This window comes from Shewanella eurypsychrophilus, from assembly GCF_007004545.3.
GTDB lineage: Bacteria > Pseudomonadota > Gammaproteobacteria > Enterobacterales > Shewanellaceae > Shewanella > Shewanella eurypsychrophilus.
The window spans coordinates 2,715,531-2,730,875 of the sequence record NZ_CP045503.2 but is presented as its reverse complement, the minus strand read 5'-3'; the positions used below and the strand labels follow the sequence as shown (position 1 = coordinate 2,730,875).

At 42.9% G+C, this 15,345-nt stretch carries 12 protein-coding genes; 6 read left to right on the top strand and 6 right to left on the bottom strand.

The window, feature by feature from the left end; translation table 11 throughout:
- Positions 1-103: 103 nt before the first annotated feature.
- Positions 104-943 (bottom strand): outer membrane protein OmpK, encoded by an 840-nt coding sequence (locus FM038_RS11505; protein ID WP_142871144.1) that lies wholly within the window; start codon positions 941-943, stop codon positions 104-106.
- Positions 944-1,311: 368 nt separating this feature from the next.
- On the opposite strand from FM038_RS11505, the gene FM038_RS11500 reads away from it, so the two are divergent.
- On the top strand, positions 1,312-2,433 hold the full coding sequence (locus FM038_RS11500; RefSeq protein ID WP_142871145.1) for a pyridoxal-phosphate-dependent aminotransferase family protein: 1,122 nt from the start codon (positions 1,312-1,314) through the stop codon (positions 2,431-2,433).
- Positions 2,434-3,619: 1,186 nt separating this feature from the next.
- Here FM038_RS11500 and FM038_RS11495 read toward each other — a convergent pair.
- The gene (locus FM038_RS11495; protein WP_142871146.1) at positions 3,620-5,068 is read right to left on the bottom strand and encodes an NCS2 family permease; all 1,449 of its coding nucleotides are present in this window, start codon (positions 5,066-5,068) and stop codon (positions 3,620-3,622) included.
- 592 nt (positions 5,069-5,660) lie between these two features.
- Here FM038_RS11495 and FM038_RS11490 point away from each other — a divergent pair.
- Positions 5,661-7,280: a SulP family inorganic anion transporter gene (locus tag FM038_RS11490; protein ID WP_142871147.1), complete on the top strand. Its 1,620-nt coding sequence runs from the start codon at positions 5,661-5,663 to the stop codon at positions 7,278-7,280.
- Positions 7,281-7,338: 58 nt separating this feature from the next.
- Here the strand turns inward: FM038_RS11490 and FM038_RS11485 are convergent, their stop codons facing one another.
- The gene (locus FM038_RS11485) at positions 7,339-7,782 is read right to left on the bottom strand and encodes a GlcG/HbpS family heme-binding protein (RefSeq protein ID WP_142871148.1); all 444 of its coding nucleotides are present in this window, start codon (positions 7,780-7,782) and stop codon (positions 7,339-7,341) included.
- A 69-nt stretch (positions 7,783-7,851) separates the two neighbouring features.
- Complete coding sequence (locus FM038_RS11480) at positions 7,852-8,631, bottom strand: IclR family transcriptional regulator (protein WP_142871149.1); 780 nt, start codon at positions 8,629-8,631, stop codon at positions 7,852-7,854.
- A gap of 364 nt (positions 8,632-8,995) precedes the next feature.
- On the opposite strand from FM038_RS11480, the gene bhcB reads away from it, so the two are divergent.
- From bhcB to FM038_RS11460, 4 genes are all read left to right on the top strand, one after another.
- Positions 8,996-9,973, top strand: a complete 978-nt coding sequence (gene bhcB / locus FM038_RS11475) for a beta-hydroxyaspartate dehydratase BhcB (RefSeq protein WP_142871150.1) — start codon at positions 8,996-8,998, stop codon at positions 9,971-9,973.
- A 57-nt stretch (positions 9,974-10,030) separates the two neighbouring features.
- Entirely contained in the window at positions 10,031-11,179 is a 1,149-nt protein-coding gene (bhcC, locus tag FM038_RS11470; RefSeq protein WP_142871151.1) for a 3-hydroxy-D-aspartate aldolase BhcC, read from the top strand.
- A gap of 327 nt (positions 11,180-11,506) precedes the next feature.
- Positions 11,507-12,505, top strand: coding sequence for an iminosuccinate reductase BhcD (gene bhcD / locus FM038_RS11465; protein WP_142871152.1), 999 nt, complete (start codon positions 11,507-11,509; stop codon positions 12,503-12,505).
- A 176-nt stretch (positions 12,506-12,681) separates the two neighbouring features.
- A complete protein-coding gene (locus FM038_RS11460) occupies positions 12,682-13,131 on the top strand; it encodes a YtoQ family protein (protein ID WP_142871153.1) in 450 nt (149 codons plus the stop codon).
- 235 nt (positions 13,132-13,366) lie between these two features.
- On the opposite strand, the gene FM038_RS11455 is transcribed toward FM038_RS11460, so the two are convergent.
- Together FM038_RS11455 and FM038_RS11450 are read right to left on the bottom strand one after the other, a co-directional pair.
- Positions 13,367-14,347: a transposase gene (locus tag FM038_RS11455; protein ID WP_142871154.1), complete on the bottom strand. Its 981-nt coding sequence runs from the start codon at positions 14,345-14,347 to the stop codon at positions 13,367-13,369.
- A 350-nt stretch (positions 14,348-14,697) separates the two neighbouring features.
- Positions 14,698-15,324 (bottom strand): TetR/AcrR family transcriptional regulator, encoded by a 627-nt coding sequence (locus FM038_RS11450; RefSeq protein ID WP_142871155.1) that lies wholly within the window; start codon positions 15,322-15,324, stop codon positions 14,698-14,700.
- Positions 15,325-15,345: the final 21 nt, after the last annotated feature.

Sequence of the window (15,345 nt, the reverse complement as noted above, 5' to 3'; positions counted from 1 at the left end):
GCACTAAGTGTTAGCTATGCATTTAGCTGATCGCTAGCAAGTATTTAGATTAGTACTTGCTAGCGTCAGATTTTGGATGCAGGTTAGATCCATCTATATACGATCAAAAGCGCCATACTGCTAAGAATTGTGCAGTATTATCATCGGTACCTTTTTCACCCAGTTTGTTTTTCCAGTATTGGTATTCAATACCCACAAACAGTTGGTTAGCCTTAGTGCCAAGCACCTCTCCTAAATCTAGACGGAGTTGTGGTTGAAACAGGATCCAGTACTCAAGATCTGTAGTACCGAAGTTGTTGGTTTGTTCACGACCATCTATATACTCTAAGTGCCCTTCTATACTCCAGCTTGTAGAACCAAGCTTGAAGGGATAAGCCCAAGCAAAGTCGACCATAAAACTAGACGCTTCATCGACAACAGTGAAAACCGGAGAAGAGGCACTACCGCCACCTTGATGCATATAACCAGTGACATCAATCTGTGCGAATGCAAACCCTGGTAAGTCTAGTGCGAACCTAACACCAGGCAAAACCCATGCACTATCAACTTCAGGAGCAAAGTTAAAACCAGCCACGACACCGATATCTTTCACTGGGCCAAAAGATAAATCACTGCCAGTGATTGCACCCAAACTAAAGTTTGAATACCACTCGCCGTAAAATTCGCTGCTATCTTCTACGGGGAAGTTAGCATCATCATTGACACTGTAACGACTGTAATCAACGAAGAAGAAGTTATCACCGTAATCCCAACCGCCAGCGTGCTGAAAAGTCACAATAGTGGTATCAGCAGTACCACCGGTACCCACTCGCTCCAATTCACCCAAGGCTTGTAGTTGTACTTCTGTATTACTCCAATTCTCTGCAGTAGCACTTGTCGTTATGAATGCTGACGATACAATTAGACTTGTAGTAATAGCACTAGCAATTTTACAGAACTTCATAATCATCCCTTATTAACGTTATTTTTTATATTTTGCATTTATTACTGATATTCTTTATGAGTAAAGTCATTCAGCATGAGATTTATAAAACATTAAAAATTAATTAACTTATTAATTCCAGAATTATTCAAACCATAGACAAACACAAATCAAGCAGGTCAAATAAAACTGTTAACGACAGTTTATGTTTTAGTTAAACCTTAATTAAACTTACAAACCTCATCACTCGTGTCAACTTAATTTTTAGCCACTGCTTTAAGTATTAAAGATAAATAAATATGCAACACACTCAGAACTTGACACTTGTGACAAGCTTTGTTATCAAATGGTTAATTGACCAACATTCATAAAAATAAAGGCGTATTAAAATGAATATAAAATCTTTCTATCCACCACGTAGGATCTTAATGGGTCCTGGCCCATCAGACATTAGTCCTGAAGTTCTGGCTTCACTATCAAGACCTGTAATAGGCCATCTTGACCCACTATTTGTTGGAATGATGGATGAAGTAAAATCGCTACTTCAGTATGCTTTTCAAACCAAAAATGAGTTTACTATTGCACTATCCGCTCCCGGCTCTGCTGGTATGGAGGCCTGCTTTGTTAACTTGGTTGAAGCCGGTGACAAGGTCATAGTCTGCCGCAATGGGGTGTTTGGTGATCGCATGCTCCAAAATGTCACCCGAATTGGTGCAGAGGCGGTAGTCGTTGACTCAACATGGGGCCGTGCTGTTGAGGTAGATAAAGTAGAGCAAGCCTTGATTGAAAATCCCGATGCTAAGTTCGTCGCATTTGTTCATGCAGAAACCTCAACCGGGGCTGTATCTGACGCTAAAGCATTGTGTTCATTAGCACAGCGCCACGACTGCTTGACGATTGTTGATGCTGTGACATCCCTTGGTGGCATTGAACTAAAGGTTGATGACTGGGGCATTGACGCTATCTATTCTGGCTCGCAAAAATGTTTGTCATGCGTGCCTGGATTATCACCTATTTCATTCAGTCCAAAAGCGGTCAATGTAATCAAAGAGCGTAAAACTGTCATTCAAAGTTGGTTCTTAGATCAATCACTTGTGATGAGCTATTGGTCGGGTGATGGCAAGCGAACTTATCATCATACTGCCCCTGTGAATTCACTGTATGGATTACATGAGTCTTTAGTGCAGTTACAAAATGAAGGCCTTGAAAACCGCATAGCGCGCCATAAAGAGCAGCATGAAGCCCTTGCGAAAGGACTCGATAAATTAGGTATTAAGTTCATCGTTCCTGAAGATGAGCGCCTACCTCAGCTTAACGCTATCTACATTCCTGAGGGCGCAGATGACGCAAAAGTGCGTAACTACCTCCTCAATAAGTACAACTTAGAGATAGGGGCTGGTCTTGGTGATCTTGCAGGTAAAGCATGGCGAATTGGTCTTATGGGCTATGCAGCAAGAAGTGAAAATGTCACTTTATGTCTAGCAGCGCTTGAAGATGCATTGAACCAATAGGCTATTTTTTTTAGCCATTTGATTCCACTATACGGAATCAAAACAGCCTTTTCCACATTACAGAATTTTGTTTTAAGGTCTAAATACCCTAAATTGAACAAAAGGGATAGCAGGGTTCACAACTGCTATTCCTGTTATTTTGCTACATTTGGAATAGATTAACTATTTGCTAAAACGGTTTTAAATAAACAATCAATATAATTATCGATTAATTAGGAATTAGGAATTACAGTCTACAAACGAACAATTGCCAAACCAATTAAAAACCACTCTGAAAACAAAATTAAATACAAGCATCTTAAGCCTCATCACATTCAATTTTATTCCACCCTACACCCATCATTTAAAGTAACTAAGCCATCTAAAGCATACTTGTTATAAATTAATATTTATACGCCATGTAAATGTTCAAGTAACTTATAAAAACCTCCAGCCTTGAATGTGGAACTTTATATTAACTGTAGACTCAAACCTTAAATAAACTGCTTTATTATACATCTGCTCTACCTAAGCGTTCGATTGTCATTGCAACCGTGAGATGGATAGTGCGACGTACAAGACTAATAATATGGCAGTCTAGCCAATCATATTTTAATTTGCTGATTAGTGATTTATTGAGTGTTAGCCTTTATCACTGAGAATGATTAATCAAGACTGGATAGTCACTGCTTATGGCTAATGATTGGTCTCGCTGAAAAGTGATTGCTTAGACTCACCAGCGGTATCTCTTCACTATCAAGGCAACATCCGACACTCTAGATGGCATTAGCAAGCATAACTCCCAATAATGAACAGTTTAATACCATTTCCATTAAATAAGTGACCATTCAGCGGGAGTTAAAAACGCTGTAGGCAAGATAAGGGGATTGAAGCTAATAGTTATTCTCGGCTCTGGCATCCTGCTTCGCCCTACCTTCTGCATCCATGCAGTCGTATATCGAAAGCCACTTTCGCAGCTTAAAGTGTTTTTAAACCCGCACTTCTTGAGCTTCTCAGGGCTTCTACTTCTGCGTTGCATTGCCTCAAAAGGGAATAACCATTTCGTCAACAATGCGCCTTAAATTTAAAGCCCTGAGAAAGCTCTGAATTGATCATATGTTTAATGGAATTGGTATAACTTTAGTCAAAAAAAAGCCTTTCAAGTGAAAGGCTTTAGCGGATAGTTATGCTGATCGCGATTTATGGCTTAGGTAATAAAGATAAACTTAGCAACAAAGAGTGCAGTCAGTGCCCATACACCCTTTGAGATCTGGTTAGATTTACCCGCACCGACTTTCAGTACAGTATAAGTGATAAAGCCAAAAGCAATACCGTTTGCGATTGAGAAGGTAAAGGCCATCATTATCGTGGTACAAACAGCTGGCGCATACTCAGTTAGATCATTCCAATCTAAGCCTCGTAGTGAGCTCATCATCAACATAGCCACGTAGATCAGCGCGCCATCTACCGCAAACCCAGGTAGCATCTGTGCCAATGGCAAGAAGAACATACCTACCGCAAACAATAAACCAATAGTCACAGCGGTTAAACCGGTACGGCCACCGACTTCAACACCCGCAGCAGACTCGACATAAGAGGTCACGGGTGGACAACCAAACCCAGTACCAATGACTGACGCTAGCGAGTCAGCTTTCAATGACTTGCTTAGTCCTTTAATCTTCCCATTCTCATCTTGAAGGTTTGCACGCTCTGCAACACCCATTAAGGTGCCGGCAGTATCAAAAATGTTCACAAACAAGAAAGTCACAATCACTGGTATTAGGGCGACTTGAAATGCCCCTACAATATCAGCTTTCCATAAGATGGGCTCAAGTGCAGAGAACTCTGGAATGGCCATAATACCGTTATAGCTAACAAAACCAGATGCTGGAGCAAATGCTTTAGCCGCTTCAGAGACAACAAAGAAATCAGTGGGTAACAACCAAGTCATAGCAAAAGCAATTAACGTGGTCGTCGCGATACCGATTAAGATACCGCCAAATACTTTACGATAGCTAAGCACAGAGATAAGCAAGAAGCTTAAGAATCCAAGAGCAGGCGCTTCAGGGCCAAACTGACCGAAACCAAAATGTGTCATATCGGCAAGCGCTAAAGCATTGTCTGGATCAGGCACTACGATACCGGTAAAACGTAATCCGAGAAAGCCAAGGAATAAACCCACACCAGCTGTCATGGCTAGGCGTAAACTTAAGGGGATACTATCTAACATCCACTCCCTTAAACGCGTAACGCTCATCAACACAAATAACACACCAGAGAGGAATACTGCGCCAAGTGCTACTTCCCAGCTGTAGCCCATACCGCCTACTACCGAGAAGGTGAAGAAAGCGTTAAGCCCCATTCCAGGCGCAAGACCGACAGGCCAGTTTGCGTAAAGTCCCATCATGATGGTAGCAATAGCGGCGCCTAGACAGGTAGCAAGAAATAAACCATCAAAAGGCATACCTGTTTTAGACATGATAATGGGGTTTAAAAACATGATATATGACATGGTCACAAAGGTTGTTAAACCTGCCATCAGTTCAGTTTTAACTGTGGTGCTGTGTGCAGACAGCTTGAAAATGCGTTCTAATAAACCGCCCTTTTGCGGCAGCTTGCCCTGTTCTTCGTAAGTATCTTTACTAACCTGTTCCATAACTACAGTACTCTCGTTGATTGATTATTAAGGCCATTTTTTATTTTTAAATGTGACCTGTTAGATGCTGACCCAGTTAACAAAGGTAATACCAGCTGCGGCTAATGATTAGAAAGAGGCTGTGTTGGACCCAATTTCTTTGTAGCTAACCCAATAAAGCACATAAATAACCTAAAGTTAACAAAAAAGTAACCGTTTCAATTTCACAATGTGGAAGTTAACAGCTGGATGGTTAAGTAAGTGAAAACAGATGCGCGACAGTCCCTAGATAACAAGCATGCCTGAGCGATATTTTCTACTGACACAACATATTGCAAAGCGCATCAGACCTTACTGATGCTAGTGTCTATCGTAGATAGCAGGGGAATAATTAACCACTTACTTTAAGTTGTTTATAAATCAAGCTATAGAGAGTCTTTGTACAGAAATAGACATTTTTTAAATAAAATGATTGCAAGTTTACAATTGATATCTAGTCAAAACGACTGATAACATTTCACATAGTAAAAATTCACAAATTAGATTATTTATTAGCATATCATTGCCAATAATCTTGCTAAAATAGCCCAGCAAACTTTCCAATTAGGCCGCTATGCTTTCACTATCACATTTTAATCGACAGTCTATCAAAGGTGACATCTTTGGTGCGCTGACCTCAACCATTGTTGCACTGCCTTTCGCACTAGCATTTGGTGTCACCTCAGGAATAGGTGCAACTGCTGGCATCTATTGTGCGATCATAACAGGCCTATTTGCCTCAATTTTTGGTGGTACCAACCAACAAATATCGGGGCCAAATACCGGTTTGACCGTGGCTATGGTTGCGATAGTGAGCAGTTTTGTCGCACAGTCACCCGAACACGGCTTAGCCGCTGCATTTACTGTAGTGAGCTTAGCTGGCGTCTTTCAAATCTTATTTGGTTTTTTCAAGCTAGGTAAGTATTTCATTTTGGTCTCCTACCCTGTGATATCAGGTTTCACATCGGGGATTGGGGTGTTAATTATTCTGTCACAAATAGAGCCCTTATTTGGGAGTTCATTGCTTGACCTAAACCTATCAGTCAACACGTTCATCAACACTAATACCTTAGTGGGACTCGCTTGCCTATTGGTGCTCTTTGTGTGGCCTAGAAAATTCAGCCATATCGTGCCAGCAAGCATCATTGCAGTGGCTGGTGCCACTATATTTTATCTCGTTTCGGCAAGCGACATTCCGGTAGTGGGAGCCATAGCCAGTGAGTTACCCTCTTTTCACTTGCCTTTATGGGACAGTGGTTTAGCTGGCGAAATGGTAAAATCAGCCCTGCTGATCGCGACCTTAAGCACACTCGATTCACTCATGACTTCACTGACCGTTGATAGTCTCAATAACGACCTACATGATTCTGATCAAGAGCTTGTTGGCCAAGGTATTGGTAATTTGGTTGCTGGCTTGTTTGGTGCTTTGCCTGGTGGCGGCGCGACAATGCGCACCGTAACCAACTTAAGAGCGGGTGGTACCACTCCTCTGTCAGGCATTCTTCATTCACTGTTTATTTTAGCCATTGTATTGTGGGCGGGCGAATATACTGCCTATATCCCAGTTGCTGTACTGGCCGCAATACTGATGCATGTTGGCATCAGCATTATTGATTGGAATTTCCTTAAACGCATTCACAAAATATCTCTGTTCAGTGTGGTGCTGATGATATCGACCATGGTAATGGCTGTCGTTTTTGATCTAGTGACTGCAGTGCTAATTGGCGTATTTATCGATAATTTAGTCACTATACGCCGCTTGTCTGAGTTACAACTGGACAATATCAAGCTGTACACGGCAAAAGAGGCTGAGCATCTGCCTTTTATTGAACGGCAAATATTTACAGAGATAGAAGATGGAGTCACCCTACTGACAATCTCTGGTCCCATAGGATTTGGTGTCGCCCGAGGTTTGAAGCAGTGCGTCTCTAATGCTGATGAAAATAAAGATCTGTTGATCGATCTAACCAATGCTCGATTTGTCGGTATAACCAGTACCATAGCAATTGAAGAGATCATTTTGAGTTATCAAGATGAGGGACGTGAAGTACTACTCTCGAGTGTCTGTGAACGCGTCCGCAGTGATTTTAACAAAATAAAACTGCTCGATAAAATATCTGCAGACCATGTATTTACCACCAGAGTGGATGCGTTAGTGTACTTGAAGTATAAGCGTAAAAATGCAGTAAAATAGGCCAACAAACCTTGCCATGTTGAGGGTTATCAAGTGGTTTTATATCACTTAAAACCCCTTAGCTGGCAGCTTGAGATAACATGCGATTAAAGCTATCCACCCCAGCTTGTGCACACGCTAAGTCTTGCTTGGGTGTGCCAGAACTCACGCCGATCCCCCCAATGACCTTGCCCTCAAACGAGATGGGGAGCCCACCGCCAATGATACACATTCGACCGCCTAGCGCGGTATGGATACCAAATAAGTTATTCTCATGTCCAGGGATACAAGCTTGATTGACTTCATGTGTTGCCTTGCGGGACGATGCTGCAGTGAATGCTTTATCTTGTGATAGGGTAATGCTGTGGATCTTGCCACCATCCATGCGTTCAAAAGCGATTAAGCTGCCTGATTCATCAACAACAGAAATGCACATAGGCACGCCCAGTTTATTGGCCTTAATGACCGCACCCTCTATGATAAATTTGGCTTCCACTTGATTTAATCTATTTATGATCAACATCCATAACCCCCTTATTTATATATGGTTAATATCCATAACTCTTTCATTTTGGATCGTTTATTTTAACTGTTATACCGCTATGGCCTTACTCTCGATAAAGCCCAATTCGGCAGAGATTGCTTTCCCTGTTGCAATTAAATCGTCTAGCCACTCATCTTTTCGTCGTTCAATAGGGGCAGAAACAGACAGGCCAGCCACGACTTCGCCATACCGATCGTGAAGTAACACCCCGATACAACCGACACCCATCTCTGCTTCTTCGTTATCAAAAGCAAAGCCCTGCTTGGCGCAGCCAACACACTCAGTAATTAGCGTATCTAAACGTGAAAATGTTTTGCGAGTATACGTCGGTAAATTCGTCCGCTGAGCATAACCCGTTATCCCCTCTTCCCCTTCCATGCCCAACATCATTTTTCCTACACCAGTGACATGTAAGGGTGCACGGCTACCGATGATCTGTTGGACATGCATCATTCTATTGGGTATGGCTTTCTCAACGTAGATCACCACATCGCCTTCACGTGTGGTGAGGTTGATCGTTTCACCAAACTTATCGCGTAACTTTTCCATGTACGGGATCGCTACTTTTCTAAAGTCGATGTTGGTATTGGGGTTATTACTGAGCCTGATTAATCTGCCACTTAATAAATATCTACCAGCAGCGTCCCTATCGACAAAACGATTATCGATTAACGAATGCAAAATTCGAAAAGCCGTCGATGGCGCTAAATTTGTATCAGCGCTTAACGCTTTCAAGGTCACTGGCATCGAATAGCGAGAGATGGCGTCGAGCAAGGTCGCAGCTCTGTCTATCACTTGGATTCTTGATTCTGGTTTTTCTTTTTTCATATTCAGGGCCTGCTGATCTTTCTTGGTTGTTTTAACATCAGGTGGTTAGCCTAACTCTAGTTAACAATGACGGTCAACATATCCAGGCCTAAGCGCACAACATATCCCTGCTTATTCGAAAACGAGCCGTAAATCAAACAAGCTAATACTGCAAATACAGTCATATTCCATATTATGAAAACCCCATCATTCATCAAGTCACTTTAAGATAACTGCTGATTTACCGTAACAATACAGCAGTAAACAGCTAAAAAAAGCACCTTTGATTCCGCATTGTGAAATCCAAATGCATTGCGAGGGATGATTATATTCCATACAGTGAAATTGAATTTAGCGTTAGCACAATGAGTATTGAGAGGAAAATATGACCCGTACAACCAATCCAACCATGACCATTCCAACTTATGCGGATGTGCTAATCGCCCATGAACGTATTAAGCCTTACATCCATAAGACCCCAGTACTCACCTCTCGGTTTTTAAACGAATTAACGGGTGCAGAGCTGTTCTTTAAATGTGAAAATTTACAGAAAGCCGCCGCATTCAAGGTACGTGGCGCATGTAACGCAGTGTTTGGGTTAAGCGAAGAGAAAGCCAAGATTGGCGTCGCAACTCACTCATCGGGTAACCATGCGCTGTCATTATCGTACGCCGCTGGACAACGTGGCATAGCCGCTACCGTAGTCATGCCACGCACCGCGCCTCAGGCAAAAAAAGATGCTGTTATCGGTTATGGCGGCACCATTGTCGAATGTGAACCTTCTACTAGCTCACGTGAAGCGGTGTTCGAACAAGTGGTGGCCAAATCAGGTGCTGATTTTGTTCACCCTTATAACGATCCACGGGTGATAGCCGGTCAGGCGACTTGCTCGAAAGAGTTAATTGATCAAGTCGATAACCTCGATATTGTCATCGCCCCTATCGGTGGAGGCGGCATGATCTCTGGCACTTGTTTAACCTTATCGACAATCGCCCCCGATGTAAAAATATATGCCGCAGAGCCGCTTAATGCTGATGATGCAGCCCGTTCTTTTAGAGCTGGGTACATTATTGCCGACGATGCCCCTAATACCGTCGCCGATGGGCTAAAAGTCCCCTTAAAAGACCTGACTTGGCACTTTGTGAAAAACCATGTAACCGATATTTTAACGGCCACCGAAGATGAAATTGTCGCGGCGATGAAACTGGTTTGGTTGCGTATGAAGCTCGTTATCGAGCCAAGCAGCGCCGTGACCCTCGCCACAATTTTGAAGAACCCAGAACTGTTCAAAGGCAAGCGTGTTGGGATCATTATCACTGGCGGCAATGTCGATTTAGATAAGCTCCCTTGGATGAACAACTAGAACCTAGAACCTAGAACCTATCAGTATATTAATAACAATTGATGTTTGGAGATAAACATGACACTAACAAATGATTTAGAAGTGGGTTATGACGTACCTGCACTGCCCGGAATGGATGAAGCGGATATCCAAACACCTTGCTTAGTGGTTGATCTTGATGCACTAGAGCGCAATATAAAAACGATGGGACAACTTGCTAAAGAGATGGGTGTTCGTCACCGCGTCCATGGCAAGATGCATAAATCTGTCGATATCGCCCTATTGCAAGAACAACTCGGTGATAGCTGCGGCGTGTGTTGTCAAAAGGTATCTGAAGCAGAAGTATTTGCTCGCGGAGGCATTAAAGATGTGTTGGTTTCAAACCAAGTACGAGATCCTGCAAAAATTGACCGTTTAGCCCGTCTACCTAAATTGGGTGCCCGTACGCTTTGTTGTGTTGATGATATTGATAATGTTGCCGAGCTAGCCGCGGCCGTTAAGAAGCATAATACTGAAATCGAGTGTCTGGTTGAGATAGATTGCGGCGCAGGTCGTTGTGGTGTATCTGAAGGTCAACCTGTTGTTGATATCGCCAAAGCTATTGCAGCGACACCTGGACTTAAGTTTGCGGGTATTCAGGCGTATCAAGGTGCGATGCAGCACATGGAAAATTTTCTTGAGCGAAAAGAGAAAATTGATATCGCCTGCAACATGGTTGCTCGCACGATTGAAATGCTAAAAGCTGAAGGTCTAGAGTGTGACATCGTTGGTGGCGGCGGAACAGGCTCCTACTACTTTGAAGGCAGCTCTGGAGTCTTCAATGAACTACAGTGTGGCTCTTACGCCTTTATGGACGCTGATTATCAACGTATTCATGATAAAGACGGCAAAAAAATCTCTGAATTTGAAAACTCGCTTTTCATCTTAACCTCTGTGATGAGCCATACCAAAACAGACAAAGCGATTTGTGATGCAGGGCTTAAAGCGCAATCGGTCGACAGTGGCTTACCTTATATCTTCGGTCGTGATGATGTTGAATACATTAAATGTTCTGATGAGCACGGGGTTATCTCAGATCCTAATGGCGCACTAAAAATCAACGACAAGCTTAAGCTAGTACCGGGTCACTGCGATCCAACCTGTAATGTTCATGATTACTATGTCGGAGTGCGCAACGGTAAAGTTGAAACACTATGGCCAATTTCTGCCCGTGGTAAAGCTTACTAAGCCTCACACTTTAAGGCTGATGATGACAAAAAGGTAACACAACCGATAAACGGTTAAATAGATGGATAAGTAACATTAAACAGTTTCACGTTTCTCTCACTGTGCGAGTGTAAAAGGTTTTCCATTGCTTCATATACCAATTGGTATTAGTTCCCAGCTACGCTTTGCTCCTGTGTAAACCGGTGCATTCTTGAAGTATGACCGCCTTTTAGACTCGCCTGTGGGAGCTTTTTCCATCTATACAGAGATAACGTCAGTTTTAACATAAAAGCCTTAATTCACCCTTATATGCAAACCAGGGTTTCCCCATAATTTAGGAAGTATTCGATGACTAATTCAAACCAAAATACCAGTAAAGGCGTCAGTGTTGTCTCTGAAGCTGTGTGTCAACAGATCATGGGCCGCACAGAGGCCTTTAGTGCAGTAGAAAACGTGTTTTCCGCCATGGCTAAAAACAGTGCTTATAACTTCCCTGTTATCCGCGAAGCCATCGGCCACGCTGATGCGCTATATGGTTTTAAATCAGGCTTTGACCGTGACGGTATGGTGTTGGGACTAAAGTCTGGCGGGTATTGGCCTGGGAATATTCAAAAAGATCTGACTAACCATCAGTCGACAGTGATCTTGTTTGACCCCGACACGGGTAAGTTACGCTCGCTGGTAGGCGGTAACTATTTAACTGCAATTCGTACCGCTGCCTCATCAGCCGTTTCTATTGCCCATTTAGCAAGACATGATTCAAAAGTACTGGGGCTTATTGGCGCTGGCCATCAGTCAACATTCCAACTGCGCGCCGCATTAGAACAGCGTGATTTTGAAAAGGTGATCGCATGGAACAAGGAGCCAGAAAACTTAACCAGGCTGGCCGTGATATGTGATGAATTATCGCTCCCATTTGAATCTGTTAGCCGTGAAGTCCTGTGTGCTCAGGCAGATGTGATCATTACCATCACCTCTGCATTTGAAGCCTTAATTGATACCAACTGGATAAAACCTGGTACTCATATCGCCTGTATGGGCACTGATACCATAGGGAAACAGGAAGTTGATGCCAATATTTTTGCATCAGCGAGAGTGTTTACCGACGAGCTAGCTCAGTCAATTACCTTAGGTGAAGCGCAGCATGCTATCAAGGCAGGTTTAATTAACCAAGCAGACATCATTCCCATCGGAGAAGTCATCAATGGTACTCAAATTGGACGTACAAGTGATGATGAGATCACCCTATTCGATGGCACCGGTGTAGGGCTGCAAGATTTAGCCGTCGCTTCCGTCGCGGCGAAACTCGCCGAAGAGCAAGGGCTCGCGAGCTATTTCAATCTTTAATGCTAAGCCATCTTTATATCCCCTTAGCATTAAAGATGGCTAGAGAATTACCTGTTTTGCAGGTACTCTCGTTACTGGATTTATCTGATCCAGATCGAGTGTTAGTACGAGCAAAAGAAACACGCAGTGCTTAAAAAAAATAACAACTAAACAAAAATCAAAGCATAGGAGTCAAGATGCAATTAAATGTTTACCTCTCTGGAGAGATCCACAGCGATTGGCGTGCGCAGATCATTCAAGCCTGTCAGAAACTCGATCTGAATATCGTCTTCTCATCAGCCGTTACCGATCACGACCAGAGCGACAGCGCCGGCGATCAACTCAAGCAAGCCAATACTGATGAAGGCCAAGGTTTTTGGCGCGATCATCGCTCAGCAAAAGTGAATGCGATTAGAACCAAAACCATGATTGAAGCTTGTGATATCGCCATTATCCGTTTTGGCGACAAATACAAACAGTGGAATGCCGCTTTTGATGCAGGCTACTGTGCTGCACTCAGCAAACCCTACATCACTCTGCACAGTGAAGATATCATCCACCCCCTCAAAGAAGTAGACGCCGCAGCACATGCTTGGGCGACAAATGTTGATCAAGTGGTTGAGACGCTAACCTATTTGTTGAAGTAAGATAAACATAGCCACCCATTTTACATATCCATGATTTGCCACTTCATCTGATTTGTCGGGAGGAGTGTTAAGATTGAGATATTTGTAGGTAAATGTGCCTAGGTAAAAGCTAAATGGATGAAAATCGATAAATGACAAGGTGACTCACTTAGATTAAGGCAGCCAAAAGACCGAATTTCGATTCGGTCTGCTATTTATCTTAAGTTGTACCGTTTATTAAGTCATTAACGGTTTGTTAACTGCTGCAGAGCCACCTCTGGCAATTAGCTGCCCCTTGTCTGCGTTTTCGCTCTAAGTGCTCGCAATAGACACCTAACTCTTGAACTGTACCGACTGGCCCTTTAAACAAGCGGCTAAATTCGGTGGTGAGTTTCAGCCAGTTTTCCTGAGGGATATTGAGTCTATTGAGTATTTTTTGTGAATCTGGGCTAATAGCGCCTCGTTTATCGGCTCTGATTATTCGTCCTGTTTCATCAACCAATTGCAGGTAATCTTTAGCGCTGAACATGAGTCCTTTAACCATCTCTTTTCGCTCATTGCCAATAAAGGGTAAAAGTGCTTCGGGTTGCTCTCCCTTTCTTGCTGCTTTGATGCGTTTTTTAATACTGGTGAAATCAGAGGTTTCAGGGGCCTCAGCCACCTTGGCTCGAATTGGGTTGAGGTCAACATAGGCCATACAAGCCAGAACCGCAGTTTCATCCAATAAAGCTTGGGATTTGAAGCGTCCCTCCCAAAATCGCCCAGTACAACCATCCTCTTTATTCGCTCTCCTGGCAATCGGTTCATTCAATGCGCGCATAAACCAACTAATATCACTAAGCCGACTTCGATACTGAGCAATAGAGTGTTTTAGACCTGCAACCTCAAAGCTTTCAATTAACTCTCCTTGAGCAAACTTCTGAGTAATGTCAGAGCCTTTGAACAGTTGATGCCAGTGCTCTACCACCTCTCTATCTGTCCATGAATTAGCTTCAAAGATATCGACTCTCAATACCAAGTGCAGATGGTTAGACATTACAGCATAAGCTGCTACATCTATCGCAAACACTTCGGCTAACTCAAGAATTCTTGATTCAACCCAATCTCGACGATGCTCATATGACTTTCCGGTAAATTTATCGACTCCTGTGAGCCAGGATTGCCGCACACATTTCGAAATACAGTGGTAAAACGGTGTATCTTCGATACTGACTAATGTGCTTCTGGGTCTAGCCATAACAACCTCAATGCAAGTGCGACTACTTTAAGCTTAGTTGGTGCTTGAGAAAGCGGCTGGAATTATGGGTGGCTATGTTGAAGGGGGAATATTCTGTTTCGATGCGGTTTCGAGCTACCAAATCAGAGAAGATTTGGTAGCCTTGAAGGTCTAACCTTCAAAATGCTACCCAATGATATATCAGCAAAATGAAGCGAACGAAAAAAACGAAGCAAAATGAAGCAAAATGAAGCAAAAAAATTAAGCTTCATTAGAAGCTTGCGAACGTTCTGGTAACGAAACGCTCCAGAAGCTCAAAGCCGAATTGTTGCCGTCCTCAGAAGTGAGCTTGCGTATTCGAAACGCACTTCTTACTTGATCCCACAACCTTTGAGGATGATCTGAGTCAGCGAGGTGACAACATCTTCAAAGTCATCGTCAGTCATTGACTCTTTATCTAACGCGGCAACAACCTGCACATTAAAATCTGCGTAATGCTGGGTAGAACTCCAAATAAGAAATAGCAGGTGATGCGGATTAACCTTATCGATTAAGCCTTGATCGATCCAAGCTTCAATGACGCTTACTTGGCTTTCTAACCATTCTCTGAAATCGCCATTGAGGTAGTCATTTAATACTGGGGCGCCATGGATCAATTCACTAGCGAAGATCCTTGATGAATCAGGATCGTCTTTAGAATGCATAACTTTTGCACGAATATAAGCACTAAGTGCTTCTTTTGGCTCTTTATCGACAGTCAAAGTATCGTACTCTCTGTTCCACACGTCGATGATGTTACTTAGCAGTTGCTGATACAGATCAGTTTTATCTTGAAAATAATAATGAATATTTGCCCTGGCAATATTGGCTCGTTCGGCGATTCGCTTAATAGATGCACCTTTAAAGCCGTAGGTGACAAACTCTTTCTTAGCAGCATTGAAAATAACCGCCTTATTCTTTTGTCGAATATTGCCTTCTGACCCTTTAGCTTTTGCCACTATAATTCCCTGTAAAAGTTA

What these genes read in the sequence shown, in the direction of transcription:
- bhcB (WP_142871150.1), top strand. Translation starts at nt 8,996, where the DNA reads ATGACCCGTACAACCAATCCAACCATGACCATTCCAACTTATGCGGAT.
- FM038_RS11480 (WP_142871149.1), bottom strand. Translation starts at nt 8,631, where the DNA reads ATGAAAAAAGAAAAACCAGAATCAAGAATCCAAGTGATAGACAGAGCT.
- FM038_RS11460 (WP_142871153.1), top strand. Translation starts at nt 12,682, where the DNA reads ATGCAATTAAATGTTTACCTCTCTGGAGAGATCCACAGCGATTGGCGT.
- FM038_RS11505 (WP_142871144.1), bottom strand. Translation starts at nt 943, where the DNA reads ATGAAGTTCTGTAAAATTGCTAGTGCTATTACTACAAGTCTAATTGTA.
- bhcD (WP_142871152.1), top strand. Translation starts at nt 11,507, where the DNA reads ATGACTAATTCAAACCAAAATACCAGTAAAGGCGTCAGTGTTGTCTCT.
- FM038_RS11500 (WP_142871145.1), top strand. Translation starts at nt 1,312, where the DNA reads ATGAATATAAAATCTTTCTATCCACCACGTAGGATCTTAATGGGTCCT.
- FM038_RS11495 (WP_142871146.1), bottom strand. Translation starts at nt 5,068, where the DNA reads ATGGAACAGGTTAGTAAAGATACTTACGAAGAACAGGGCAAGCTGCCG.
- FM038_RS11490 (WP_142871147.1), top strand. Translation starts at nt 5,661, where the DNA reads ATGCTTTCACTATCACATTTTAATCGACAGTCTATCAAAGGTGACATC.
- FM038_RS11485 (WP_142871148.1), bottom strand. Translation starts at nt 7,782, where the DNA reads ATGTTGATCATAAATAGATTAAATCAAGTGGAAGCCAAATTTATCATA.
- bhcC (WP_142871151.1), top strand. Translation starts at nt 10,031, where the DNA reads ATGACACTAACAAATGATTTAGAAGTGGGTTATGACGTACCTGCACTG.
- FM038_RS11455 (WP_142871154.1), bottom strand. Translation starts at nt 14,347, where the DNA reads ATGGCTAGACCCAGAAGCACATTAGTCAGTATCGAAGATACACCGTTT.